Here is a 24,048-nt window from a genome sequence, read left to right on the forward strand (position 1 = left end):
CGGAGAAAGGCATGCAATTCGACAAGCGCGCCTGGCTCGACAAGATCAAGCAGATGTTCGCGGGCTTCGACCGCCCGCTCGCCCTCATCGTGTTCCTGCTGCTGTGCGTCGGCATCGTCACGCTGTACAGCGCGGCGATCGACATGCCGGGCCGCGTCGAGGACCAGTTGCGCAACATCCTGCTGACGTTCGTGCTGATGTGGGTGATCGCCAACATCCCGCCCACGACGCTGATGCGCTTCGCGGTCCCGCTCTACACGTTCGGGGTCGCGCTATTGGTCGCGGTCGCGCTGTTCGGGATGACCAAGAAGGGCGCGAAGCGCTGGCTGAACGTCGGCGTCGTGATCCAGCCGTCGGAAATCCTCAAGATCGCGACACCGCTGATGCTCGCGTGGTACTACCAGCGCCGCGAAGGCGGGCTGCGCTGGTACGACTTCATCGCCGCGTTCGGGATCCTGCTGGTGCCGGTCGGGCTGATCGCGAAGCAGCCCGACCTCGGCACGGGCCTGCTCGTGTTCGCGGCCGGCTTCTTCGTGATCTACCTCGCCGGCCTGTCGTTCAAGCTGATCGTGCCGGTGCTCGTCGCGGGCGTGATCGCGGTCGGCTCGATCGCCGTGTTCGAAGAGCGCATCTGCCAGCCCGAAGTGCAGTGGCCGCTGATGCACGATTACCAGAAGCACCGCGTGTGTACGCTGCTCGACCCGACTTCCGACCCGCTCGGCAAGGGCTTCCACACGATCCAGGCCGTGATCGCGATCGGCTCGGGCGGCGTGCTCGGCAAGGGCTACCTGAAAGGCACGCAGGCGCACCTCGAATTCATTCCGGAGAAGCACACCGACTTCATCTTCGCGGTGTTCTCCGAGGAATGGGGGCTCGTCGGCGGGCTCGTGCTGCTGACGCTGTACATGGCGCTGATCGCGCGCGGCCTCTATATCGCCGCGCAGGGCGCGACGCTGTTCGGCCGCCTGCTCGCGGGCTCGCTCACGCTCGCGTTCTTCGTCTATGCGTTCGTCAACATCGGGATGGTGAGCGGCGTGCTGCCGGTCGTCGGCGTGCCGCTGCCATTCATGAGTTATGGCGGCACCGCGCTCACGACGCTCGGCATCGCGATCGGGATGATCATGAGCGTCGGGCGGCAGCGGCGGTTGATGAAGAGCTGACCGCGCGGCACGCACCGCATAAAGAAAAACGGCGCTTCGGCGCCGTTTTTTTCGACCGCGGATGACAACGCGGCCACGCAGTGCCGCGCGGCGCCCGCCCCCGCTCATGGCGGCGGCGCGTGCGCCCCGCCCGGCTCCGTGCCGGCGCCCGATGCCGGCCCCTGCGCCTTCAGCCGCGCACTCAGCTCCTTGAATTTCAGCCCGGCCGTCTCGTCGCCCTGCGCGGCCGCCGCCGCGTAATACGCGCGCGCGATGTTGAGGTTCTGCGCGACGCCGTCGCCACCGCGCTCGTAGAACGACGCGGTCACGTACTGCGCAGTCGGCTCGCCCGCGTCGGCGGCCTGCTTGTACCACGTGAACGCCTGCCGGTTGTCGCGCGGCGTGCCGCGTCCGTCGAGGAACTGGTTCGCGAGCGACAGCTCGGCCTGCACGTGCCCCTGCTTCGCCGCCCGCAGGAACCAGCGGTGCGCTTCGGCCGGATCGCGCGCGACGAACTCGCCGTCGTCGAACATCCGGCCGTATACGTACTGCGCATGCGACATGTTCGCGTCGGCCGCGCGCTTCAGCCAGCGCAGCCCTTCGTCGACGTTCGCGGTCACGCCTTCGCCCGTCAGCAGCATCATCGCGTAGTTGAATTGCGCGAGACGGTCGCCGCGCTCGGCCGCGTCGTGGAACTGCACCAGCGCCGCACGAAAGTCGCCGGCGTTGTAGTCGGCGACCGCCGACTGCGTCTCGTGCGACGGATCGGGCTTCGCTTGCGGCGCGCCCTGCGCGGCGGCCGCGATCCACACGGCCCACAGGCAGACCACCGCGCCGACCTGCCGGCGCCTCCCGAACCCACCCTGCGCGCGCCCACGGCTCGCGCCATCGCCACCGTTCATGACCGCACCTCCTGCAGCGCCTGCCGCGTGGCGCGCAACAACCAGCTGACGTCAGCCGACACCGTGATCATCCGGTAGCCGGCCTCGCGATACTGGCGGGCGGCAGCCGTATCGCCCGCGAAGATCCCGACCGCGACGCCGGCCTGCCGGCCGGCCGCGAGCACGCGCGCCATCGCGGTTTCGACGTCCGGGTGACGGATGTCGCCGAGGTGCCCGAGGCTCGCCGCGAGATCGGCCGGGCCGACGAACAGGCAATCGATGCCGGGCAGCGCCGCAATCCGCTCGACTTCGTCGACGCCGCGCGCCGATTCGATCTGCACGATCACCGCGACCTGCGCATTCGCCGTCTGCACGTAGTCGCGACGCATGCCGAACGCCGCCGCACGCACCATGCCGGCGACGCCGCGCAGCCCGTCCGGCGAATCGGGCGACGGATAGCGCGTGAGCCGCACCGCGTGCGCGGCGTCGTCGAGCGTCTCGATGCAGGGAAACATCAGCGTGCGCGCGCCCGCATCGAGCGCGCGCTTCACGAGCCACGGCTCACGCGCCGGCACGCGCACGACGGGCTCGCTCGGCAGATGGGCGGCTGCGATCGCGCGCAACTGCGATGCAACATCGCGGCTGTCGTTCGGCGCGTGTTCCATGTCGATGCAGAGCCAGTCGTAGCCGGCATGCGCGAGCGCTTCCGCGGCCGAGTCGCTGCCGAGCGACAGCCACAGGCCGTACAGCGGCTCGTCGCCGTCGCGCAGGCGTTGTTTGAGGGAATTGGTGAGCGTGCTCATCGATACGGCCTCCTGGACGGAACGGCAATCGAACGGGACAAGCAACGGGCAAAGCGGCGCGCGACACGCCGGGCAAGCATTGCACGGCGGCGCCAGGACCGGGCCCTGGAACGTTGGTCGGCCGTGGGCGGCCGATCTGACAGCGCCGGTCGCGCAATGACGCGTGACAGCGTTTTTCGGCGCCACGCAACGATCATAGCGCGGCGTTACGCGGAATGTGGAAACGGACGGGGAGCGAGGCGGGACGGGGCCGCGGGGGGCGGCGTCAGGCAGCCCGCACCGGCTGGCGGGGCTGCCGGGAAGGCGGGATCAGCGGCCGGGCTGGCGCTCGACGTCGGCCCAGCAGTTCGGCGTTTCGTACAGACGCACGCGTTCGAGCCGCAGGTTCACGCCGTAGTGCGCGTCGTACACGTTCGCGAGGATGTCGAACGCGATCGCCGCGAGGTTCTCGACGGTCGGAATCCGGTCGATCACGACCGTCTTGTGGTCGGCCATCTGCTCGAGGAACGAGCGCACGACGTCGTCGCGCGCATAGACCAGGAACGCGTGGTCCCACTTGCCGACCAGGTGCTCCATCGCGAGCGCCTTCACGTCGGCGAAATCCATCACCATGCCGCGGTCGGGCGCCCCCTCGGTATCGACGAGATCGCCGCGCAGCGTGACTTCGAGCACATAGCGATGGCCATGCAGGTTCCGGCACTGGCTGCGGTGGTCGGGAATGCGGTGGCCCGCGTCGAATTCGAGTTTTCGGGTAATCAGCACGATGTCAAAAGCCGGGGCTCAGGGAATGTTCAGATATTTGTGGGTCTGCATCGACAGCCGCCACTGCGGATGACGCTTGCACCAGTCGATCGCGAGCTTCGTATTGAGGTCGCGCGACGGGCCGTCCATCGGCTGGACGAGGTAATACTCGAAGTCGAGCTTCGCGTAGTCGGCCAGCCGCTGGTTGTCCTGCGGGATCACGACCTTCAGCTCGTTGCCCTTCGTGACGACGAGCGGCGCGTCGGCCTTCGGGCTCACGCAGATCCAGTCGATCGATTCGAGCACCGGCAGCGAGCCGTTGGTCTCGATCGCGATCTCGAAGCCGGCCGCGTGCAGCGCGTCGACGAGCGGCTGGTCGAGCTGCAGCATCGGCTCGCCGCCCGTGCAGACGACGAAGCGGTGCGCCTCGCCCTCGGGCCACAGGCCGGCGATCGTCGCGACGAGCGCTTCGGCGTCCTTGAACTTGCCGCCGTTCTCGCCATCGGTGCCGACGAAGTCGGTATCGCAGAAGCGGCACACGGCCTCCGCACGATCCTCTTCGCGGCCCGACCACAGGTTGCAGCCGGCGAACCGGCAGAACACGGCCGGCCGGCCCGCGTTCGCGCCCTCGCCCTGCAACGTGTAGAAAATTTCCTTGACCGCGTAAGTCATCGTCCTTCGTCCGGCTCGCGCCGCTCGTTGTGTCGATCAGAATCCGTTAATCACCAGGCGCTGCCGTTGCTGCTGCATCACAGCGGCGCTTCGGTCACTCGCTCGCCCTTCAGGTAGGCCTCGTAACCGCGCTTGCGCAGCTTGCAGGCCGGGCATTCGCCGCAGCCGAAGCCCCACTCGTGCAGCTCCGCGCGCTCGCCCACGTAGCACGTGTGCGTCTCGACGCGGATCAGTTCGACGAGCGCTTCGCCGCCGAGCTGTTCGGCGAGCTGCCACGTCTGCGCCTTGTCGAGCCACATCAGCGGCGTCTCGAGCACGATGCGCGTATCCATTCCGAGGTTCAGCGCGACCTGCAGCGCCTTCATCGTGTCGTCGCGGCAGTCGGGATAGCCCGAGAAATCCGTCTCGCACATCCCGCCGACCAGCACGCGCAGCCCGCGGCGATAGGCGATCGCCGCGGCGATCGTCATGAACATCAGGTTGCGGCCCGGCACGAACGTGTTCGGCAGGCCGTTCGCCGCCGTCTCGATCTCGATCGTGCGCGTCATCGCGGTATCGCTGATCGCGCCGAGCACCGACAGGTCGATCATGTGATCGTCGCCGAGCCGATCCGACCAGGCGGGAAAGTCACGCTTCAGCGCTTCGCGCACGCCTTCGCGACATTCGAGCTCGACGCGGTGGCGCTGGCCGTAATCGAAGCCGAGCGTCTCGACCGTCTGGTAGCGTTCGAGGGCCCATGCCACGCACGTGGCCGAGTCCTGCCCGCCGGAAAACAACACGAGCGCGCCGTCTTTAGCGTCTGTCCGAATCACCGTGATACTCCGTGAATGTGTAGGCTCGCGTCGCGCTGCGCCCCGGGGCCGGCTGCCGCCGGGCGGCCCGACGCGTGCCGGCCTGGGCCGGCTCGACCAGTATAGGCAGCGCAATCGGCCGCGAACGCGGCGGAGCGCTTATACCGCCCATCGCGCGGCATCGTTGCCGCGCGCCACGACGGCGCCACGCTGGCAGCCTGCCGTGCGCATGAAGCGATGCGCTAAGTTATTGAGCGGACACGGATTTTATCATGCCCTCATGAACACTGCCGGGCACGCCATCCCACGCCACGCAAACCTCACCACAAACGAAAAACCCCAAGAACCTTCCGATTCTTGGGGTTTTAATTCTGGTGGCCTGGGTCGGAATCGAACCAACGACACGCGGATTTTCAATCCGCTGCTCTACCAACTGAGCTACCGGGCCAACGAAGAAGAGAAAGTATATCCACCCTTCGTTACTTGATCAAGTACTTTCACGAAATATTTTATACGGCGCCTTCGGACGGCTTCTTGCCGAGCTCGACACCGAGCTGCTTGAGCTTGCGATACAGGTGCGTGCGCTCGAGGCCCGTCTTCTCCGCGACGCGCGTCATGCTGCCGTTTTCGCGCGCGAGGTGATATTCGAAGTACGCGCGCTCGAACGCATCGCGCGCTTCGCGCAACGGGATGTCGAACGGGATCGCGGCCGTCTGGCCCGCGAGGCCGAGTGCCGAAGCCATGTCGTCGCCGAGCGTCGGCAGCGCAGCCGCGGACGCCACCGCCGCGGGCCCCGCCGCCTGCCCCGCACCGGCCTTCGCCGCCGCGTTCGCGGACACCGGCGCCGCACCGCGTGCGAGACCGTGCTCGACGGACTTCAGCAGCTTCTGCAGCGCGATGGGTTTCTCGAGGAAATCGAGCGCGCCGATCTTCGTCGCCTCGACGGCCGTATCGATCGTCGCGTGCCCGGACATCATGATCACGGGCATCGTCAGCAGCCCCTGCGCTGCCCACTCCTTGAGCAACGTCACGCCGTCGGTATCGGGCATCCAGATATCGAGCAGCACGAGATCGGGCGCCTGATTCAACCGGTATTCCCGCGCGGCCTGCGCGTTCTCCGCCGCCTCGACGACGTGTCCTTCATCGCTGAGGATCTCCGAGAGCAATTCCCGGATGCCCATTTCATCATCTACCACCAGGATGGTTGCCATTTACGCTGCCTTTGTCTGCTCACTTGCTTTTGTCTTGGCGGGGGCCGCCCCGTCCTGCACGCCCGATTCGGCGCCTGGCGCATCGCTCGCCATCTGCAGGAACAGGATCGACACCTGCGCACCCTCGACGGTCTCGCCGTGCATGCGATTGCGCAGATCGATCCGCGCACCGTGCTCATCGACGATCTTCTTGACCGTGGCCAACCCCAGACCCGTGCCCTTCGCCTTCGTCGTCACATAAGGCTCGAACGCGCGAGTCAGGATGCGCGCCGGAAAACCGGGCCCGTTGTCGGACACGGTAAGACGTACCGCGACGCGCGTTTTGCCCTCGGCGTCGGGATCGCCATATTCTACTGTCTTGGTTTCGATCAACACACGCGGATGCGCCGACTCCGCGACCGAATCCTGCGCATTCTGCAGCAGGTTGTGAATCACCTGGCGCAATTGCGTCGCATCACCGCGTATCACCGGCAGCGACGGCGCGAGCTCGGCGACGATCGCGCTCTTGCCTTCGCCCACCCCGTACAGCCCGAGCACCTCGCTCGCCAGTTCGTTCAACTGCAGGTTCGAGAGCACCGCCGGCGGCGTGCGCGCGTATTCGCGGAAATCGTCGACCATCCGCTTCATTGCGGCGACCTGATTGACGATCATCGTCGCGCCGCGCTTGAGCACGTCGGCATCGGGCGGGGCGAGCTTGTCGGAGAGCTTCATCTGCAGCCGCTCGGCCGACAGCTGAATCGGCGTCAGCGGATTCTTGATCTCGTGCGCGAGCCGGCGCGCGACCTCGCCCCATGCGACCGAACGCTGCGCGGAAATCACGTCGGAGATGTCGTCGAACACGACGACGTAACCGGACGTCTGCGGATCGTCGGCCTGCCCCTCGACCGTCGACACGAGGCGCGTGCCGCGCACGAGCAACGTCAACGGATCGGCTTCGCCCGGTACCTCGATCGCGAACTGCTGCTGCCAGTGGCCGCGATCGCCGCTGCCGCCGTCGGACGCCGCTTCGCGATCGGCGAACGCCTTGCGCACCATCGCGCCGAACCCGGCGGCCACGCCGATCCGGTCGAGCGTCGTGCCGATCAGCGCGTTGAACGGCTGCCGGAAGATCCGCTCGGCGCCGCGATTGGCCGTCGTCAGCCGGAACTGCCGGTCGAGCACGAACACGCCGGCCGTCAGGTTCGCGAGGATGCTCTCGAGATACGTCTTCGAATGCTCGAGCGCGACGCGGTTCTTCTCGACCGCGAGCCGCGCTTCCGACAACTGACGCGTCATCGCGTTGAACGACTGCGTGAGGAAGCCCAGCTCGTCGCGCGTCTTGATCTCGCGCTTCGGCGTGTAGTCGCCTTCGGTGACCTCCTTCGTGCCCTGCGCGAGCAGGAACAGCGGCCGCGCGAGCTGTTGGCCGAGCGCGAGCGCGAGCATCATCGCGATGAAGGTCGCGAGGAACAGCGCCAGCGTCAGCGTCCCGATGTACATCTTGCGCAGCCCCGTGCGGCCGAGCGACTTTTCCTGGTACTCCCGATACGCGCGCTGCACGGCGTCCGCGTTGTGGGCCAGCGTCGGCGGCACCGGCTGCGTGAGCTGCAGGAAGCGTTCCGCCGGCTGCAGCAACGACGTCGATGCATCGGGAATCGGACGCACGACGCGCAACCGCAACGCACCCTTCGCGCCGTGTGCGCGCGGGTCGCCGTCGACTTCACCCTCGATCGCCGCGTACGCGCCGTGTTCGCGCGCCTGGTTCAGCATCAGCGGCGTCGGCAGGTCGTCCGGAATCAGCGCCGCGAAATTGCCCGACGCCTGCGCGACGATGTGCAGGTCGGGGGACGCACCCGAGCCGCCGCGGCTCGGCTCGACGATCGTCGCGTCCTGCACGCCGAACTGGTCGCGCAGGCGCAGCAGCGTGAGCGTCGTGCCGTTCGTGTTCGCATCGACGCTCGCGAGCTGGTCGGACATCAGCCGCGCCTTCGTCTGCAGATCGGACAGCGACGCATCGAGCATCCCGCGGCCGAGGTTCAGGCCGGCCGTCAGCGCCGTCTCGACGTTCACGTCGAACCACGACTCGATACTGCGCGACACGAACTGGTACGACACGATGTAGATGATCCCGCCCGGCACCACGCCGACGAGCGCGAAGAACACCGCGAGCTTCGCGAGCAGCCGCGTGCCGAACTTGCCCTTCCTCAAGCGCACGACGATCATCCCGATCAGCCCGAGCACCACGAGCAGGAACACGAGCGCGACGACGATGTTCGTCGCGTACAGCCACGAGTAGTAGCGGTCGAAGAATTCGGTATTCGCGCTCGCGGCCGCGAGCAGCACGAGCAGCAGCAGCGCGGTGAGCGCGACGGTCGAGACGATCACGCGAATGAGGAGGCTCTTCCCGCTGGCCGCGCGGCGCACTTTATTTAGCACGTTCGGTCACCGTGAAGTTGAAGCGCTTCCAGTCCGACCCGAGCGTCCAGTCGCGGTTGTTCACGGCATCGACCTGGAACGGCTTCGGCATCAGCGCCGTATCGAGTTGCATCCGCACCGATGCCGTGTAGGTTTCACCGGCGCGCACCTGGTTGCGGTCGATCACGTGCCACGACGTGATGTGACGGACCACCGCGAGCGCGTCCTTCAGCGAAGGGAAACCGAGCTGCAGGCCGCCCGTCGACACGCGATATTCGCGCGTGAGCGGCTGGAACGACAGGCGGATCGTCTGCGTCACCGCCACCGGCTGCTCGTCGAACCAGTACCAGCGCGCCCGGCTCAACTCGAAGTCGGTCGTGAAATAAAGCGGAATGCCCTTGTTGACGGCATCCTCGAGGTTCGGGTTCAGCTCGAAATCGAAACGTGCGTCGAGCGCCCAGCCGCTTCCGTCGGACTGGAGCGACGCGCGCTGCACGGCGATCGACTCGGCATGCGCCGGCCGGACGACAGCCAGGCACAGCGTCAACGCGACCATCAGGACGGCCGCGAGCCGAAGTGGAAAAAGGTGTTTGATCGTCACCGTTTCTGAAACCGCGCGTAGAAAAATCCGTCGTGATCGGTGTTCTGGTCGAGTGCGCCGGCGGCCGCCCCTCCCTGCACTCCGCCCGGCAGCAGCTGGCCGGGGGCGTCCAATCGTACCGCATCTTCACAGGCCGCTTCAAACCAGCGGGCCTGCCATTCGCCTTCCTCGGGGAAGACCGAACAGGTCACGTAAAGCAGTTCGCCGCCCGGCTTCACGAGCGGCCACAACGCCGCCAGGATGCGGCGCTGTTCCGCGACGAGCGCCGGGATGTCGGCCTCGCGGCGCAGCCAGCGAATGTCGGGATGCCGACGCACGATGCCGGACGCCGAGCACGGCACGTCGGCAAGGATGCGGTCGAACGGGCGCCCGTCGTACCAGGCGTCGGGGGCGCCCGCATCGCCGACACGCACGTCCGCTTCGAGCGACAGCCGCACGAGGTTCTCGCCGATCCGTGCCGCGCGCGCGGCATCGCTTTCCAGCGCGACGACTTCCGCATCGGCCAGCTCGAGAATGTGGCCGGTCTTGCCGCCGGGCGCCGCGCATGCGTCGAGCACGCGCATGCCGTCGCGCGCGCCGAGCCATTCGGCTGCGAGCTGCGCGCCGGCGTCCTGCACCGACACGACGCCGTCGGCAAACCCCGGAATGCGATCGACCGGCAGCGCCGATGCAAGCCGCACTGCATGCCGGCCGATGGCGGTCGCCTCGATCCCGTTCTCGCGCAGCGTATCGAGATACGCGTCGACGCTCGCGCGGCGCGCGTTCACGCGCAGCGTCAGCGGCCCTTGCCGCTCGCCGGCCGCGAGGATCGCCTGCCATGCGTCGGGCCACGCGCGCTTCACCGAAGCGACCCACCACGCGCGGTAGTTCCAGCGCGCGACGACATCGTCCTGCAGCGCCGCGACGAGCGCGTCGCGCTCGCGCAGGAAACGGCGCAGCACCGCGTTGACCATCCCCTTCGCGAACGCGCATTCGCGGCGGGCGCCGATCACGGTCACGGCCTGATCGACCACCGTGAACGCCGGATACGCGGCCTCTTCCGCCGGGTCGAGCAGCAGCGCGAACGCACCGGCGAGCACCGCATGCACGTAGGCGGGCGGCGCCTTGCTGATGAGCCGGCCGATCAACCAGTCCGCGCTGCCGAGGCGGCGCATCGTCCGGTAAGCGACGTCCTGCGTCGCCCCGCGCGCGAGCGCCTGCGCACCGGACGGCATCTGCGCGAATACCGCCGACAACGCCGCCGGCAGCGCGGTGCCGCGCCGCACCGCATCGACCGCCTGCGCGGCCGCATCGAGTGCGAAGCCGAGCGAATCGGGCGCGAGATGCAGCGCGGACAGGCGCGCCGGGCGGCCGGAAGAAGACGGAGCGGTAGAACGGGTTCGTGTCATCGGAGCAAATTCGGCAAACAAGCGCGGCCAGCGGGCACAGCAAGCAACTGCGGCAAACGGCGGGATCGCGGCGCCCGTGGGCGCTGCCATCCCAAACCGGGCATTGTAGCGTGCGATGCTGAAGGCCCTTTGGCCCCTTTACGGCACGCGCAAATGAAACACCCCGCAGCGCGGAGCGTGCGGGGTGGTGTGACGGCTCCCGCGCGGCAACTGCCGCACGGTGTGCCGTGGCTTAGTCGAAGCGGCCGGTACGCGCCATCTCCATCAGGCGCGCGATGCGCTCCTCGGTGGCCGGGTGCGTCGAGAACAGATTCTGCAGGCCGCCGCCGTGCAGCGGGTTCATGATCATCATCTGCGCGGTGGCCGGATGCTGCTCGGCCGCCTGGAACGGGATGCCCGCCGCATAGCGATGGATCTTGTCGAGCGCGGTCGCGAGCGATTGCGGATCGCCGGAAATCTGCGCGCCGCCGCGGTCGGCCTCGAACTCGCGTGCCCGCGAAATCGCCATCTGGATCAACGCGCCTGCGATCGGTGCGAGCAGCGCGACCGCGATACCCGCGATCGGGTTGGCCGGCCGGCCATTCTCGTCGCGCCCGCCGAAGAACATCGCGAAGTTCGCGATGGCCGAGATCGCGCCCGCCATCGTCGCGGTGATCGTCGAGATCAGGATGTCGCGGTGCTTCACGTGCGCGAGCTCGTGCGCCATCACGCCGCGCATCTCGCGCTCCGACAGCACGCGCAGGATGCCCGTCGTCGCGGCGACTGCCGCGTGCTCCGGGTTGCGGCCCGTTGCGAACGCGTTCGGCGCGTCCTCGTTGATCAGGTAGACGCGCGGCATCGGCAGGTTCGCGCGCGTGGCCAGCTCGCGCACCATCCGGTAGAACTGCGGCGCCGTGTTCTCGTCGACTTCCTGCGCGTTGTACATGCGCAGCACCATCTTGTCCGAGAACCAGTAAGAGAAGAAATTCATGCCGAGCGCGAACAGCAGCGCGATCGTCATGCCCCGCGAGCCGCCGATCATCCCGCCGATCACGATGAACAGGGCCGTGATCGCGGCCATCAGCATCGCCGTTTTGACCCAATTGAACATACCCACTCCTTATCCGTCAGGGGACCCGCCGCGCATCAAAAAGGGCGCGACGGAGAATTGTAAGCGTTTTGTTAGATAAGGTCTTGGCGGAAAAATTCAATCTCATCGTTGCGATGTTGCAAGACGAAGACCGAGGCCGACGAAAGCGCTGCCGACCGTGCGGTCGAGCCACTTCTTGACGCCCGGCTTGCCGGAGAAGCGGGCCGTGACACTGCCCGCGACCCATGCGACGAAACTGGTCCACACCGTGCTCATCGCGACGAACACGCCGCCGAGGGTCAGGAACGCCCATGCCTTGTGCGGACTGTCGGCCGACACGAACTGCGGGAAGAACGACACGAAGAACAGCACGACCTTCGGGTTCAGCACGTTGGTCCAGAAGCCCTGCATGAACAGCTGGCGCAGCGGCTTCGCGGCTTGCGCGGCCGCCGTGCCCGACGGTTCGGCCGCCTGCTTCGCGATGATCATCCGCACGCCCAGGTAGATCAGGTAGGCGGCGCCGACCAGCTTGATCACCGTGAATGCGGCAGCCGACGCCGCGAGCAGCGCGGTCAGGCCGAATGCGCAGGCGAGCGCGTGAACGCAGCAGCCGGCCGAAATGCCCAGCGCCGACATCAGCCCCGCGCCGCGGCCCTGCGCGACGCTGCGGCCGACGATATAGGCCGTATCGGGGCCGGGCGTGACGTTCAGCAGGAAGACTGCCAGCACGAAGAAGCCGAAGTGGGTGATGCCGAACATGAAAACCTCGAAACCGGGGAGCGCAGGGAAATTCTACGCGCGCCTGCCGCGCCGCGCGACTCGGCCATCCGGCCGATTGCGCACGCCCGGCAGGCCGTGTCGAATGGCGGTCAGGCCGCGTCAGGCAACGTCGGTCAGCGCGAAACGCTGGCCCGCGGCGAGCGGTGAGCCGGCCAGGAATTCGCGCGCGGGCAGCCGCTTGCCGCCCGGCTTCTGCAACTGCGTGACGCGCAGCGCACCGCTGCCGCATGCGACGACCACACCTTCCGGCGCGGCTTCGACGATCGTGCCGGGCGCCGCGTCACCGCGCGCCGCCACCGGCTCGGCTGCCCACAGCTTGATCGCCGCACCGTCGAGCGTCGCGATGCCGCCCGGGAACGGATCGAACGCACGCACCTGGCGCGCAAGCACGTCGGCCGGCTTGCGCCAGTCGAGCGCCGCTTCGTGCTTGCCGATCTTTTCCGCATAGGTCACGCCGTCGGCCGGTTGCGGCGTCGCCGGCAGCACGCCGTCGCGCTCGAGCTGCACGAGCGCGTCGACGATCAGTCGCGCGCCTTCGGCGGCGAGCCGGTCGTGCAGCGTCGCGGTCGTCTCGTCGGGCGCGATCGCGATGCGCGCTTCCTCGATCATCGCGCCGGTGTCGAGGCCGATGTCCATCTGCATCAGCGTGACGCCCGTCTCGGCGTCGCCGGCCTCGATCGCACGGTGGATCGGCGCGGCGCCGCGCCAGCGCGGCAGCAGCGACGCGTGAATGTTGATGCAGCCGTTGCGCGGAATGTCGAGCACTTCCTGCGGCAGCAGCAGGCCGTATGCGGCAACCACCATCACGTCATGCGGCGTCGAGCGTAGCAGCTCGATCGCGTCGGCCGCCTCGGCCGGGTACTTGCCCGCCCGGCGCAGCGACGGCGGTTGCGCGACGGGCATCCCGTGCTCGACGGCGTAGCGCTTCACCGCGCTCGCCTGCAGTTTCATCCCGCGCCCGGCAGGGCGATCGGGCTGGGTGAGCACGAGCGGCACCGGAAAACCGGCCTCGTGGATCGCGGCGAGGGCAGCCGCGGCGAATTCCGGCGTGCCGGCAAAAACTACGCGCAACGTATGGGTCATGACAGCGTTCGGGGTCGGGCTGGGCGAACGCGCGTTACATCGCGCGTTCGAGTTTCTTCATCTTCGTCTTGATGCGCGTCTGCTTGAGCGGCGACAGGTATTCGACGAACACGCGCCCCATCAGGTGATCCATCTCGTGCTGGACGCACACGGCCAGCAGGCCCTCGCAGTCGAGCTCGAAGGTCTCGCCCTGCTCGTTGAGCGCGCGTACGCGCACATGATCGGGACGCTCGACTTCGTCGTAGATGCCGGGCACCGACAGGCAGCCCTCTTCATAGATCTGCTTGGCATCGCTCGACCACACGATCTCCGGGTTGATGAACGCGCGCAGCTCGTTCTTCTCCTCGGAGACGTCGATCACGATTACGCGCTCATGCACGTCGATCTGCGTGGCCGCTAGGCCGATCCCCGGCGCCGCATACATGGTCTCGGCCATGTCGGCGACGAGCTTGCGGATCCGGTCGTCGACCTTGTCGACGGGCTTCGCGACCTTGTGCAGCCGCTTGTCGGGGTAATGAAGAATATTGAGTAAAGCCATGGCGTTCGGTATTCGGTGGAGCGGCGTGCCGCATCGGCCATCCGGCCGGCTGGCGCTGCTGCCGGGATGCAATGAAGATGAGGCGGACGCGCGGCGAATCAATGCCGCGGATCACGCCTCCTGCAATTGGCCGGGCGCCTGCGCGCGCGGCCCTGTCGAGTATTTCGGATGATGAAAATTTTATCATGGCGCCACGCGGTCCGCTGGCCACCGCATTCGAGGGGCGCCTCATGTCGCCGCAAGCGCTGACCACCTCCGCCGTGCGCGCGTGGCTGCAGCTTGCGCATGCGCCCGGCCTCGCGCCCGCCGTGCTGCAGGCACTCCTCGATGCGTTCGGCTCGCCGGACGCGCTGCTGCGTGCACCCGACCACGCCATCGCCGCCGTCACCAGCACCGCCGCCGCCCTGGCCGTACGCGCAAGCGAGTGCGGCGATCTCGACGCGCGCACCGACGCCGCGCTCGCGTGGCTCGACGCGCCGGGCAATGCGCTCGTCACGCTCAACGATCCTGCCTACCCGCCGCGGCTGCGCGACCTGCACGATCCGCCGCTGCTGCTATATGTAAAGGGCCGGCTCGACCTGCTGCACGCGCGCAGTCTCGCCGTGGTCGGCAGCCGTCACGCCACGCCGCAAGGGCTCGCCGACGCAACGCACTTCGCACGCGAACTGTCCGACGCCGGGCTGCCGATCGTGTCGGGCCTCGCGCTCGGGATCGACGCCGCCGCACATCGTGGCGGGCTCGACGGCCGGTCGGGCACGGTCGCGGTGATCGCGACCGGCGCCGATCTCGTCTACCCGGCGCGGCACCGCGCACTCGCCCACGAGATCGCCGCGCACGGCGCGATCGTGTCGGAATGGCCGCTCGGCACGCCGGCCCGCGCCGCCCACTTCCCGCAGCGCAACCGGCTGATCGCCGCGCTCGCGGTCGGCGCACTCGTCGTCGAGGCCGCGCCGCGCTCCGGCTCGCTGATCACCGCGCGGCTCGCGAACGAACTGGGGCGCGATGTGTTCGCGATGCCGGGCTCGATCCACGCGCCGCTCGCGCAGGGCTGCCACGCGTTGATCCGCGACGGCGCGAAGCTCACGGCGGCGCCGCTCGATGTACTCGAGGAATACGGGCTGGGTGAATCGAAAGCCGGCACGGCGAGCGGTGCGGCGTGTTCCGGGCATCCGCGCGCGGGCACCGGCGACCTTCGCGAAACCGAAACCGCCACTCAGCGTGCCGCGGCCGGTGTTATCCAACATGGCGATGCCATTCCGGCCACCGCGTCCGCCCGAGACGAAGCACCTTCGCCGGCGCCACCGCTGCCCGCCACCCCGGCAGAGAAGGCCGTGCTGGCCGCATTGGGATACGGCCCCGTCACCTACGAATGGCTCGCCGAGCACAGCGGCCTGCCTGACGACGTGCTGCACCGCGCGCTGCTTGCGCTGGAACTGGCCGGCCGCGTCGCCAGCCTCCCCGGCGGACGCTTCGCACGGCTTGACGTGGCGCGCACCCCGCCCGTGGACGGCGTGCTACATTCCCCCGCATAGGGGCGGCCAGGCCGCCGACGATACTCAAGGAAACCCATGCCCGCGCTGAATCTCGACACCGATGCGGATCGGATCGCCGAGCGCCTCGCCGATCCCGGCACGTTGCTCGTCGCCTGCCTGTGCGCCGAGTGGTGCGGCACGTGCCGCGACTACCGGACGGCCTTCGACCAGCTCGCCGACGCGCATCCGGACGCCTGCTTCGCCTGGATCGACATCGAAACGCATGCCGACCAGCTCGACGATCTCGACGTCGAGAACTTCCCGACGATCCTGATCGAAGATACCCACACCGCCCGCTTCTTCGGCACGGTGCTGCCGCATGCGGCGATCGTCGAGCGGATGCTGTCCGACCTGAGCGCGGTACCCGGTGCGCCGCACGCACCGAAATTGCGCAACATCCTGGCCGTCGAAGCCTGAATTCGCGAGCCGGCGCGGTGATTTCGCGCACATTTGCGCGCCCCGCCGCGCCGGGCGCTTGCCGCCGTTGCGGCCCCCCTCTATGATGGGCCGCTTTTTGCACGCCGAGCCGCCATCGCTGCGGCGTGTGCTATAAAGCGGTCGTAAAAGGGACCCACAACCGGCGAACCCGGTCTACCAACACACACCTGTCATGTCCAAAGCACTGATCATTGCGGAAAAGCCTTCTGTCGCGAACGACATCGCACGCGCTTTGGGCGGCTTTACCAAGCATGACGAGTATTACGAAAGCGACGATTTCGTCCTTTCGTCCGCTGTCGGCCACCTGCTGGAAATCGCCGCCCCGGAAGAGTACGAGGTCAAGCGCGGGAAATGGAGCTTCGCGCATCTGCCCGTCATCCCCCCGCATTTCGACCTGAACCCGATCGCAAAAAGCGAGTCGCGCCTCAAGGTGCTCACCAAGCTGTTGAAGCGCAAGGATGTCGACCGCCTGATCAACGCATGTGACGCGGGGCGCGAGGGCGAGCTGATTTTCCGCCTGATCGCGCAGCACGCGAAGGCGAAACAGCCGGTCCAGCGCCTGTGGCTGCAATCGATGACCCCGCAGGCGATCCGCGACGGCTTCGCGAACCTGCGCAGCGACGCGGACATGCTGCCGCTCGCCGACGCCGCACGCTGCCGCTCGGAAGCCGACTGGCTCGTCGGGATCAACGGCACCCGCGCGATGACCGCGTTCAACAGCAAGGGCGGCGGCTTCTTCCTGACGACAGTTGGCCGCGTTCAGACGCCAACGTTGTCGATCGTCGTCGAACGCGAAGAGAAAATCCGCCGCTTCGTCCCGCGCGACTACTGGGAAGTGAAGGCCGAATTCGCGTGCGCGGGCGGCTTCTACGAAGGCAAGTGGTACGACCCGAAATTCAAGCGCGACGAATTCGATCCAGAGAAGCGCGACTCCCGCCTGTGGAGCCTGCCGGCTGCCGAGACGATCGTCGCCGCGTGTCGCGACCAGGTCGGCACGGTCTCCGAGGAATCGAAGCCGTCGACGCAGCTGTCGCCGCTGCTGTTCGACCTGACGAGCCTGCAGCGTGAAGCGAACAGCCGCTTCGGCTTCTCCGCGAAGAACACGCTCGGCCTCGCGCAGGCGCTGTATGAAAAGCACAAGGTACTGACCTACCCGCGTACCGACGCGCGCGCGCTGCCGGAAGACTACCTGTCGACGGTCGAGTCCACGCTCGAGATGCTCAAGGAGAGCAACAACTACCTGCCGCATGCGAAGCAGGTGCTCGACAAGGGCTGGGTGAAGCCGAACAAGCGGATCTTCGACAACTCGAAGATCAGCGACCACTTTGCAATCATCCCGACGCTGCAGGCGCCGAAGTCGCTGTCCGAGCCGGAGCAGAAGCTGTACGACATGGTCGTGAAGCGCTTCCTCGCCGTGTTCTTCCCGGCCGCCGAATTCCGCGTCACGACGCGGATCACCGAAGTCGCCGGCCATCACTTCAAGACCGAAGGCAAGGTGCTCGTCGAGCCGGGCTGGCTGCAGGTGTACGGCCGCGACGCCGAAGGCGCGGATGCGAACCTCGTGCCGGTGCAGAAGGACGAGAAGGTGAAGACGGACGAAATCGCCGCCGTCGCGCTCGTCACGAAGCCGCCCGCACGCTACTCGGAAGCGACGCTGCTGTCCGCGATGGAAGGCGCGGGCAAGCTCGTCGAGGACGACGAACTGCGCGAGGCGATGGCCGCGAAGGGCCTCGGCACGCCGGCCACGCGCGCGGCGATCATCGAAGGCCTGCTCGGCGAGAAATACCTCGTGCGCGAAGGCCGCGAACTGATCCCGACCGCGAAGGCATTCCAGCTGATGACACTGCTGCGCGGGCTCGGCGTGAAGGAACTCACCGCGCCCGAGCTCACCGGCGAATGGGAATACAAGCTGTCGCAGATGGAGCGCGGCAACCTCGGGCGCGAAGCGTTCATGCAGGAAATCGCCCGCATGACGCAGCAGATCGTGAAGCGCGCAAAGGAATACGATTCGGACACGATCCCCGGCGATTACGCGACGCTCGAGACGCCGTGCCCGAACTGCGGCGGCCAGGTGAAGGAAAACTACCGCCGCTTCGCATGCACGAAGTGCGAGTTCTCGATCTCGAAGATCCCGGGCAGCCGGCAGTTCGAGATCGCGGAAGTCGAGGAGCTGCTGCGCGAGAAGACGATCGGCCCGCTGTCCGGCTTCCGCAGCAAGATGGGTCGCCCGTTCTCGGCGATCCTCAAGCTGTCCTTCGACGACGAGACGAAGAACTACAAGCTGGAGTTCGACTTCGGCCAGGATTCGGGTGGCGAGGAAGGCGAAGCGCCCGACTTCTCCGCGCAGGAGCCGGTCGGTGCGTGCCCGAAGTGCAAGGGCCGTGTGTTCGAGCACGGGATGAGCTACGTGTGCGAGCACTCGGTGGCCAACCCGAAGACCTGCGACTTCCGCTCGGGCAAGGTGATCCTGCAGCAGGAGATCACGCGCGAGCAGATGGGCAAGCTGCTTGCCGACGGCCGCACGGATCTGCTGCCGAACTTCAAGTCGTCGCGCACGGGCCGCAACTTCAAGGCCTTCCTCGTGAAGCAGCCGGACGGCAAGATCGGCTTCGAGTTCGAGAAGAAGGAGCCGAAGGCCGCTGCCGCGAAGAAGACGGCAAAATCGGCGACGAAGGACGCCGAAACCGTGACGGAAGGCGCTGAAGAGAAACCGGCACCGGCTCGCAAAACAGCCGCCCGCAAGACGACGGCGCGCAAGACCGGCTCGTGACGGCCTGACGGGCCGGGGCTCTCCCGGCCGTGCCGAACGCCGGCAGGCATCCATAAAAAAACGCGGATCGATTGCTCGATCCGCGTTTTTCTTTGTGCCGGCGGCAATCGCCGCCCGGCCATCGCGCCGTTACAGCGGAGACGGCGCCGCGACGCGCGTGCGCGGCGAACGCGGCAGGCGCGGCGACAGGTTCGGGTCGGCCGCTTCCGGCTGCTCGGCACGCGTCTCGACACCGATCGGCGCGAGCGCCGAACTCTGCGTGGCCCACTGCTCGCCCATCGTCGCGTCGGTCGAGTGGCTGAAATGCTCGACGAGGTGGTCGATGAACGTGCGCACCTTCGCGGGCAGATGGCGCCGGCTCGGGTAAGCGATGTTGATCTCGACCTGCGGCAGCCGGAAATCCGGCAGCAGCCGCACGAGCGCGCCGCGCGCGATGTCGCCGCCGATCAGGTAGCTCGGCAGGATCGCGACCCCCATCCCGAGCAGCGCGAACTGGCGCAGCATCGCGGTGTTGTTCGCGACGATCACGTTGGTCGGGCGCACGCGCACTTCGCCGTCCGGCCCCGTGAACACACGCTCGTCCCCCCAGTATTCGGTCGGCAGGCTCAGGCTCGGGTGCTCGGCGAGATGCTCCGGATGGGTCGGCACGCCGTGCTTCTCCAGATAGCTCGGCGTCGCGCACACGGTCATGCAGCCGGTGGTCAGGCGCCGCGTGACGATGCTCGCGCTGCGCATCTGGCGCGTGACGACGATGCCGACGTCGAAACCTTCCTCGACGAGATCGACCTGCCGGTCGACCAGCGTGAGATCCGGCACCACTTTCGGGAAATTCTCCGTGTACGACTGCAACACGGGCGCGAGGTTGTGCAGGCCGAACACGACCGGCGCAACGATGCGTAACGTTCCGACCGGCTCGTGATTGCGCGCAACGACCATCTGCTCGACGTCCTCGAGCTCATCAAGGATCTGGCGAGCCCGCTCCAGATAGACCTGGCCTGACTCCGTCAGGGAAAGACTGCGCGTAGTGCGGTTCAGCAAACGCGTGCCGAGCCGGCCTTCCAGATCGGCGACGTGACGCGTCGCGACCGCGTTGGAGATATCCATTGCACTCGCGGCCCGCGCAAAACTGCCGAGATCTGCAACCTTGACGAACACGCGCATCGACTGCAAATGATCCATAAACGACTCCTGCCGCTGTTACAACTTCAAAAAGATGAAGCAAATGCGTAATTCTCCTACGACAGCGGAAATGATGCAGAGTTGCTCAACAAGGCCCCTGTTGACGATAAAAATAGTCAAAAATCCTCGGCTTATGCGGATAGTTGATCCAATTATTCTGATTGGAGCAACAATTGGGTGAACCTCGTCGAGTACGTGGCCGAATCAGGAAGGACGTATTTGATGCGACACAACAGCGCACCCTTACGCCCGCCGCGCGAGCGGCGCCGGGTCAGGCTGCCGCCAATTGCGGCGGAGCGTAACAACCTGTTAAAAAGACACCATGAAGGCGGCCGACGTAGCATCATGTCGGCCCCGGCCGGGCGGGACGGGTGCGCAACGTGCGCCGCCGCCACCGCCGCTTTCAACGTGCGACATCCGCTCACCATGAAAATTGCCATCCTCGACGACTACCAGGACGCCGTCCGCAAGCTGAACTGCTTCGAGATGCTTGCCGACCACGACGTGAAGGTCTTCAACAATACGGTGCGCGGATTGGGACAACTCGCCAGCCGTCTGGCGGAAGTCGAGGCGCTCGTGCTGATTCGCGAACGGACCCCGATTTCGTCGCAACTGCTCGCCAAGCTGCCGAACCTGCGCATGATCAGCCAGACCGGCCGCATTTCGAGCCACATCGATCTCGAAGCGTGTACCGACCGCGGCATCGCCGTGCTCGAAGGCACGGGCTCGCCGATTGCCCCCGCCGAACTGACCTGGGCGCTCGTGATGGCCGCCCAGCGCCGCATTCCGCAATACGTCGCGAACCTCAAGCAAGGCGCGTGGCAACAGTCGGGCCTGAAGACGTCGGCGATGCCACCGAACTTCGGCCTCGGCCAGGTGCTGCGCGGCCAGACGCTCGGCATCTGGGGCTACGGCAAGATCGGCCGGCTCGTCGCCGGCTACGGCAAGGCGTTCGGGATGAACGTGCTGATCTGGGGCCGCGAGCATTCGCTCGAGGCCGCGCGCGCCGACGGCTATACGGCCGCCGAAAGCCGCGAAGCGCTGTTCGAGCAGAGCGACGTGCTGTCGCTGCACCTGCGCCTGCACGACGACACGCGCGGGATCGTGAAGCAGGAAGACCTGATGCGGATGAAGCCGACGTCGCTGCTCGTCAACACGAGCCGCGCCGAACTGCTCGAGGAAAACGCACTGGTCAACGCGCTGTCGCACAACCGTCCGGGCATGGTCGCGATCGACGTGTTCGAGAGCGAGCCGATCCTGCAGGGCTACAGCCTGCTGCGGATGGAAAACGTGATCTGCACGCCGCACATCGGCTACGTCGAGCGCGAAAGCTACGAGCTCTACTTCAGTGCGGCATTCCGGAACATCCTGGCGTTCGACCAGGGCGACATGTCGAGCGTCGTCAACCCGGAAGCCCTGACGCCGCGCCGCGTGCGCTGAGCGCCGCGGGCCGCGCCCGCCGCGCGACCCCGCTTCCTGCTTCCCGTCTTCAGGCGGCCACGCGGCCGCCCGTCATCGCGCCGACGCGCGTGAGGAAATGCTCGCCGTCGCGCCGCCCGAGATCGTACGCATGCCGCATCTGCGACGGGCTCGTGTAATCCCAACTCGAAATCGGCACCTTGCTCGACGGCTGCACGTACAGCCGCCGCTGCTCGCCATGCGCGACCGTGAACATCTGCGGACGCGGGTACAGCCGCGTGACGAGCACCAGCACGTCGCCCGGCGTCGGATCGAGCGCGTCGACCGGCACGTTGTCGACCATCCCGCCGTCGAGCACGGGCCGGCCGCCGCGGCGCAGCACCGGCGTGAACGGCGGCGTGCAGGACGACTGCAGGATCAGGTCGGCGAGATCGTCGACGCGCGTACAGGCCTGCGCGCGCACGAATTCCGGCCGAAAACCGAGCGAGCGCCCGAGCGTCGGATGCAGCGTCTTGCGCACGTACTTCTCGATGTTGTAGGCGACGAGGCCGGCGGCCACCGCGCTGCGCGCACCGAGCCAGCGCGGCACGTGCGACACGCCGATGCGGATCTCCGGCGCCGCGGCCAGCTTCGCGAACGGCTCGCCGTAGATGTCGAGCAGCGCCTGGCGGTAAATCCTGTAATGCGGAAACACGGGCTCGCGCCCGAACAGGTTGCCCCAGTACGCGTTCTTCCGGTTGTGGCGCAGCGCCTCTTCGTAATAGCGCATCACCCAGGCGGCGTCGCGGGTATACAGCATGCACGCGGTCGCCGCGCCGGCCGAGATGCCGGTGATCACGCGCGGGCGCAGGCCGAGCGCCGGCTGCGCGACGTCCCAGAAGCCAGCCTGCCACCAGCAGCGGTTGCCGCCGCCCGCAAAGACGATCTGGTCGAACATCGCGCCGCTCAGCTGACGAGCGCGTAGGTCGACGTCGCGTGAACGGCCATCTTGCCGTCCTCGTCGAACAGCTCGACTTCGCCGAATACGAGATTGCGACCCATCCGCAGCACGCGCGCGGTGACGAGCACGTCGCCCTTGCGCACGGGCCGCATGAAGTTCGTGTTCAGCGATACGGTGGTCATCGGCCGGAACTCGCCGAGCGCGGCCGAGATCGCGACCACCATCGCCGTGTCGGCGGCCGCCGTGAACACCTGGCCGCAGATGATGCCGCCCGAATGGCGGAATTCGCCGGAAAACGGCAGGCGCAGCGTGACGCTGTCGTCGCCGATCGACACGGGGACCAGACCGAGCGAGCGGACCCAGGGGGCCAGCAGGCGATCCAGCAATTCGCGGACTGCGTTTTCGTCCATCTTCGAAAGCCCAGAAAGCGTTGCGCGACCGTCGCGCAACACGTGTGGCGTCATCATACCGGGAGCGCGGAAACTACGATCGCTCGTTATCGGGCCGACAGCTGCCGTCGTGGTGACGAAATATTTTCAGGAAATTTGCAGAAAGGGCTTGCAAGACCCGAAATACCCGTGCATAATCTTTCTTCTGTTGGGGGCGTTAGCTCAGTTGGTAGAGCAGCGGACTCTTAATCCGTAGGTCGAGTGTTCGAGTCACTCACGCCCCACCAGGAATTTCAAGGGCTTAGCTTCGGCTAAGCCCTTTTTCATTTCCCGGCTGTCAACGAAGTGTCAACCGCGTTCTCCCGGCATCCTCCATTCCGGCAAGGCCCGGCACGACCGCATCTAAGTCAGGTCGCATTGCGACGCCCGCCTCCCCGATCATTCTGCCGTTGTCACGGCTAGACTAGCCAACACCCCATAGCAAAGAGATACACGTCGGCCGTCGACGCGGACCGATTAGCCAGCAACTGGTGTCACGGGCACCGTTCGGGCGAGCCACCGCCACATGTGGCAACCAGCCTCAATAGATCGATACAACTTCCTGTTTACAAACAATAATTTATAATTTGTTTGACGTGCTGGCAGTTATGCCGGTGTATCGGTGCGGCACCTCTGAGATACTGAGAACAAAACCCAACAAAAAACGGGGGCTAGGTCGAAGTGATACCAACGTTCAACGCGTCTATGGTGTTGCCGCCATACACGGGAGACGACCCTGGCGTGAAGGCGGCGATGTCGCCTTACGTGGCAACAATGCATGAGTTTGCTGTCCGCTTCGCGACCTCCTCGCGCCGCGCAGGAATTTTGCAGGGTTTGCTCAATTACCGGGAGGCCCTGCGAAATACAGGGCTCATTGGTGGATTTCAGTGGCTGGACGGCAGCTTCGTTGAGGACGTCGAGCAAATTCGGGGAAGACCACCGCAGGATATCGACGTCGTGACCTTCGCCTATTCACCGCAGGTTGCGGACCTCAACGCTTACAAACAATGGTACGTGGCAAACATTGCTTTGTTCGACCGCAATCAAACGAAGGCGGCGTATGACTGTGATGCCTTCTACGTCGATTTGCGAAAGCGCCCGGACCTGTTGGTCGACGACACAAGATACTGGTTCGGCCTATTCTCACACCAGCGGGATAGCGCTCTTTGGAAGGGGATGGTTCAAGTGCCACTTCAGTCGGATGACGCCGCAGCATTAGCTCATGCGACCCAAGTGATAGCGAATCCGTGA

At 66.6% G+C, this 24,048-nt stretch carries 22 protein-coding genes and 2 tRNA genes; 7 read left to right on the forward strand and 17 right to left on the reverse strand.

Annotated elements, in window-relative coordinates; translation table 11 throughout:
• Nucleotides 1-11: 11 nt before the first annotated feature.
• Entirely contained in the window at nucleotides 12-1,160 is a 1,149-nt protein-coding gene (gene rodA / locus CFB41_RS16590; protein WP_039353786.1) for a rod shape-determining protein RodA, read from the forward strand.
• Between the two features lie 104 nt (nucleotides 1,161-1,264).
• Here rodA and CFB41_RS16595 read toward each other — a convergent pair whose 3' ends face one another.
• The 14 genes from CFB41_RS16595 to def all read right to left on the reverse strand — a co-directional run bounded on the left by CFB41_RS16595 (nucleotide 1,265) and on the right by def (nucleotide 14,091).
• The gene (locus CFB41_RS16595; protein ID WP_089457118.1) at nucleotides 1,265-2,041 is read right to left on the reverse strand and encodes a tetratricopeptide repeat protein; all 777 of its coding nucleotides are present in this window, start codon (nucleotides 2,039-2,041) and stop codon (nucleotides 1,265-1,267) included.
• Entirely contained in the window at nucleotides 2,038-2,823 is a 786-nt protein-coding gene (locus CFB41_RS16600; RefSeq protein ID WP_089457119.1) for an HpcH/HpaI aldolase/citrate lyase family protein, read from the reverse strand. The genes CFB41_RS16595 and CFB41_RS16600 overlap by 4 nt, the downstream gene beginning before the upstream one ends.
• A gap of 309 nt (nucleotides 2,824-3,132) precedes the next feature.
• A complete protein-coding gene (gene queD / locus CFB41_RS16605) occupies nucleotides 3,133-3,585 on the reverse strand; it encodes a 6-carboxytetrahydropterin synthase QueD (protein ID WP_011353563.1) in 453 nt (150 codons plus the stop codon).
• 18 nt (nucleotides 3,586-3,603) lie between these two features.
• Nucleotides 3,604-4,236: a 7-carboxy-7-deazaguanine synthase gene (gene queE / locus CFB41_RS16610; RefSeq protein WP_011353564.1), complete on the reverse strand. Its 633-nt coding sequence runs from the start codon at nucleotides 4,234-4,236 to the stop codon at nucleotides 3,604-3,606.
• A 77-nt stretch (nucleotides 4,237-4,313) separates the two neighbouring features.
• Nucleotides 4,314-5,048, reverse strand: a complete 735-nt coding sequence (queC, locus tag CFB41_RS16615) for a 7-cyano-7-deazaguanine synthase QueC (protein WP_021163977.1) — start codon at nucleotides 5,046-5,048, stop codon at nucleotides 4,314-4,316.
• A gap of 351 nt (nucleotides 5,049-5,399) precedes the next feature.
• Nucleotides 5,400-5,475, reverse strand: a tRNA-Phe gene (locus CFB41_RS16620).
• 61 nt (nucleotides 5,476-5,536) lie between these two features.
• On the reverse strand, nucleotides 5,537-6,238 hold the full coding sequence (gene esaR, locus CFB41_RS16625; protein WP_021163978.1) for a response regulator transcription factor EsaR: 702 nt from the start codon (nucleotides 6,236-6,238) through the stop codon (nucleotides 5,537-5,539).
• Nucleotides 6,239-8,653: a sensor histidine kinase EsaS gene (esaS, locus tag CFB41_RS16630; protein ID WP_089441276.1), complete on the reverse strand. Its 2,415-nt coding sequence runs from the start codon at nucleotides 8,651-8,653 to the stop codon at nucleotides 6,239-6,241.
• Nucleotides 8,643-9,233: a DUF4390 domain-containing protein gene (locus CFB41_RS16635; protein WP_039353770.1), complete on the reverse strand. Its 591-nt coding sequence runs from the start codon at nucleotides 9,231-9,233 to the stop codon at nucleotides 8,643-8,645. The genes esaS and CFB41_RS16635 overlap by 11 nt, the downstream gene beginning before the upstream one ends.
• Nucleotides 9,230-10,621, reverse strand: a complete 1,392-nt coding sequence (gene rsmB / locus CFB41_RS16640; RefSeq protein ID WP_089457120.1) for a 16S rRNA (cytosine(967)-C(5))-methyltransferase RsmB — start codon at nucleotides 10,619-10,621, stop codon at nucleotides 9,230-9,232. The genes CFB41_RS16635 and rsmB overlap by 4 nt, the downstream gene beginning before the upstream one ends.
• A 232-nt stretch (nucleotides 10,622-10,853) precedes the next feature.
• Nucleotides 10,854-11,711, reverse strand: a complete 858-nt coding sequence (htpX, locus tag CFB41_RS16645) for a zinc metalloprotease HtpX (protein WP_011353570.1) — start codon at nucleotides 11,709-11,711, stop codon at nucleotides 10,854-10,856.
• Between the two features lie 102 nt (nucleotides 11,712-11,813).
• The gene (locus CFB41_RS16650; protein WP_089441278.1) at nucleotides 11,814-12,449 is read right to left on the reverse strand and encodes a LysE family translocator; all 636 of its coding nucleotides are present in this window, start codon (nucleotides 12,447-12,449) and stop codon (nucleotides 11,814-11,816) included.
• 120 nt (nucleotides 12,450-12,569) lie between these two features.
• On the reverse strand, nucleotides 12,570-13,553 hold the full coding sequence (gene fmt, locus CFB41_RS16655) for a methionyl-tRNA formyltransferase (protein WP_089457121.1): 984 nt from the start codon (nucleotides 13,551-13,553) through the stop codon (nucleotides 12,570-12,572).
• Between the two features lie 34 nt (nucleotides 13,554-13,587).
• Nucleotides 13,588-14,091 carry a peptide deformylase gene (def, locus tag CFB41_RS16660; RefSeq protein WP_089457122.1) on the reverse strand — a complete coding sequence of 168 codons (504 nt, stop codon included), beginning with the start codon at nucleotides 14,089-14,091 and terminating at the stop codon, nucleotides 13,588-13,590.
• A gap of 185 nt (nucleotides 14,092-14,276) precedes the next feature.
• Between def and dprA the strand changes: the two genes are divergently transcribed.
• From dprA to CFB41_RS16675, 3 genes are all read left to right on the forward strand, one after another.
• Entirely contained in the window at nucleotides 14,277-15,623 is a 1,347-nt protein-coding gene (gene dprA, locus CFB41_RS16665; RefSeq protein WP_089457123.1) for a DNA-processing protein DprA, read from the forward strand.
• 36 nt (nucleotides 15,624-15,659) lie between these two features.
• Entirely contained in the window at nucleotides 15,660-16,040 is a 381-nt protein-coding gene (locus CFB41_RS16670; RefSeq protein WP_039353754.1) for a thioredoxin family protein, read from the forward strand.
• Between the two features lie 193 nt (nucleotides 16,041-16,233).
• Nucleotides 16,234-18,831 carry a DNA topoisomerase III gene (locus tag CFB41_RS16675; RefSeq protein WP_089457124.1) on the forward strand — a complete coding sequence of 866 codons (2,598 nt, stop codon included), beginning with the start codon at nucleotides 16,234-16,236 and terminating at the stop codon, nucleotides 18,829-18,831.
• Nucleotides 18,832-18,960: 129 nt separating this feature from the next.
• On the opposite strand, the gene CFB41_RS16680 is transcribed toward CFB41_RS16675, so the two are convergent.
• Nucleotides 18,961-20,010, reverse strand: a complete 1,050-nt coding sequence (locus tag CFB41_RS16680; RefSeq protein WP_089457125.1) for a LysR family transcriptional regulator — start codon at nucleotides 20,008-20,010, stop codon at nucleotides 18,961-18,963.
• Between the two features lie 426 nt (nucleotides 20,011-20,436).
• On the opposite strand from CFB41_RS16680, the gene CFB41_RS16685 reads away from it, so the two are divergent.
• Nucleotides 20,437-21,450: a D-2-hydroxyacid dehydrogenase family protein gene (locus CFB41_RS16685; protein WP_089426599.1), complete on the forward strand. Its 1,014-nt coding sequence runs from the start codon at nucleotides 20,437-20,439 to the stop codon at nucleotides 21,448-21,450.
• Nucleotides 21,451-21,499: 49 nt separating this feature from the next.
• Here the strand turns inward: CFB41_RS16685 and CFB41_RS16690 are convergent, their stop codons facing one another.
• Nucleotides 21,500-22,366: a patatin-like phospholipase family protein gene (locus tag CFB41_RS16690; RefSeq protein WP_089441282.1), complete on the reverse strand. Its 867-nt coding sequence runs from the start codon at nucleotides 22,364-22,366 to the stop codon at nucleotides 21,500-21,502.
• An 8-nt stretch (nucleotides 22,367-22,374) separates the two neighbouring features.
• A complete protein-coding gene (locus CFB41_RS16695; RefSeq protein ID WP_006477449.1) occupies nucleotides 22,375-22,779 on the reverse strand; it encodes a PaaI family thioesterase in 405 nt (134 codons plus the stop codon).
• Between the two features lie 190 nt (nucleotides 22,780-22,969).
• Between CFB41_RS16695 and CFB41_RS16700 the strand changes: the two genes are divergently transcribed.
• Both CFB41_RS16700 and CFB41_RS16705 read left to right on the forward strand, forming a co-directional pair.
• A tRNA-Lys gene (locus CFB41_RS16700) sits at nucleotides 22,970-23,045 on the forward strand.
• 433 nt (nucleotides 23,046-23,478) lie between these two features.
• Nucleotides 23,479-24,048 (forward strand): hypothetical protein, encoded by a 570-nt coding sequence (locus CFB41_RS16705; protein WP_373558621.1) that lies wholly within the window; start codon nucleotides 23,479-23,481, stop codon nucleotides 24,046-24,048.

Origin of the sequence: Burkholderia sp. AU33803 (genome assembly GCF_002223095.1) — a bacterium.
Lineage (GTDB): Bacteria > Pseudomonadota > Gammaproteobacteria > Burkholderiales > Burkholderiaceae > Burkholderia.

What these genes read in the sequence shown, in the direction of transcription:
- CFB41_RS16695 (WP_006477449.1), bottom strand. Translation starts at nt 22,779, where the DNA reads ATGGACGAAAACGCAGTCCGCGAATTGCTGGATCGCCTGCTGGCCCCC.
- CFB41_RS16685 (WP_089426599.1), top strand. Translation starts at nt 20,437, where the DNA reads ATGAAAATTGCCATCCTCGACGACTACCAGGACGCCGTCCGCAAGCTG.
- CFB41_RS16670 (WP_039353754.1), top strand. Translation starts at nt 15,660, where the DNA reads ATGCCCGCGCTGAATCTCGACACCGATGCGGATCGGATCGCCGAGCGC.
- queE (WP_011353564.1), bottom strand. Translation starts at nt 4,236, where the DNA reads ATGACTTACGCGGTCAAGGAAATTTTCTACACGTTGCAGGGCGAGGGC.
- esaR (WP_021163978.1), bottom strand. Translation starts at nt 6,238, where the DNA reads ATGGCAACCATCCTGGTGGTAGATGATGAAATGGGCATCCGGGAATTG.
- fmt (WP_089457121.1), bottom strand. Translation starts at nt 13,553, where the DNA reads ATGACCCATACGTTGCGCGTAGTTTTTGCCGGCACGCCGGAATTCGCC.
- rsmB (WP_089457120.1), bottom strand. Translation starts at nt 10,621, where the DNA reads ATGACACGAACCCGTTCTACCGCTCCGTCTTCTTCCGGCCGCCCGGCG.
- CFB41_RS16690 (WP_089441282.1), bottom strand. Translation starts at nt 22,366, where the DNA reads ATGTTCGACCAGATCGTCTTTGCGGGCGGCGGCAACCGCTGCTGGTGG.
- CFB41_RS16600 (WP_089457119.1), bottom strand. Translation starts at nt 2,823, where the DNA reads ATGAGCACGCTCACCAATTCCCTCAAACAACGCCTGCGCGACGGCGAC.
- def (WP_089457122.1), bottom strand. Translation starts at nt 14,091, where the DNA reads ATGGCTTTACTCAATATTCTTCATTACCCCGACAAGCGGCTGCACAAG.
- CFB41_RS16680 (WP_089457125.1), bottom strand. Translation starts at nt 20,010, where the DNA reads ATGGATCATTTGCAGTCGATGCGCGTGTTCGTCAAGGTTGCAGATCTC.
- CFB41_RS16675 (WP_089457124.1), top strand. Translation starts at nt 16,234, where the DNA reads ATGTCCAAAGCACTGATCATTGCGGAAAAGCCTTCTGTCGCGAACGAC.
- htpX (WP_011353570.1), bottom strand. Translation starts at nt 11,711, where the DNA reads ATGTTCAATTGGGTCAAAACGGCGATGCTGATGGCCGCGATCACGGCC.
- rodA (WP_039353786.1), top strand. Translation starts at nt 12, where the DNA reads ATGCAATTCGACAAGCGCGCCTGGCTCGACAAGATCAAGCAGATGTTC.
- CFB41_RS16595 (WP_089457118.1), bottom strand. Translation starts at nt 2,041, where the DNA reads ATGAACGGTGGCGATGGCGCGAGCCGTGGGCGCGCGCAGGGTGGGTTC.
- dprA (WP_089457123.1), top strand. Translation starts at nt 14,277, where the DNA reads ATGGCGCCACGCGGTCCGCTGGCCACCGCATTCGAGGGGCGCCTCATG.
- CFB41_RS16650 (WP_089441278.1), bottom strand. Translation starts at nt 12,449, where the DNA reads ATGTTCGGCATCACCCACTTCGGCTTCTTCGTGCTGGCAGTCTTCCTG.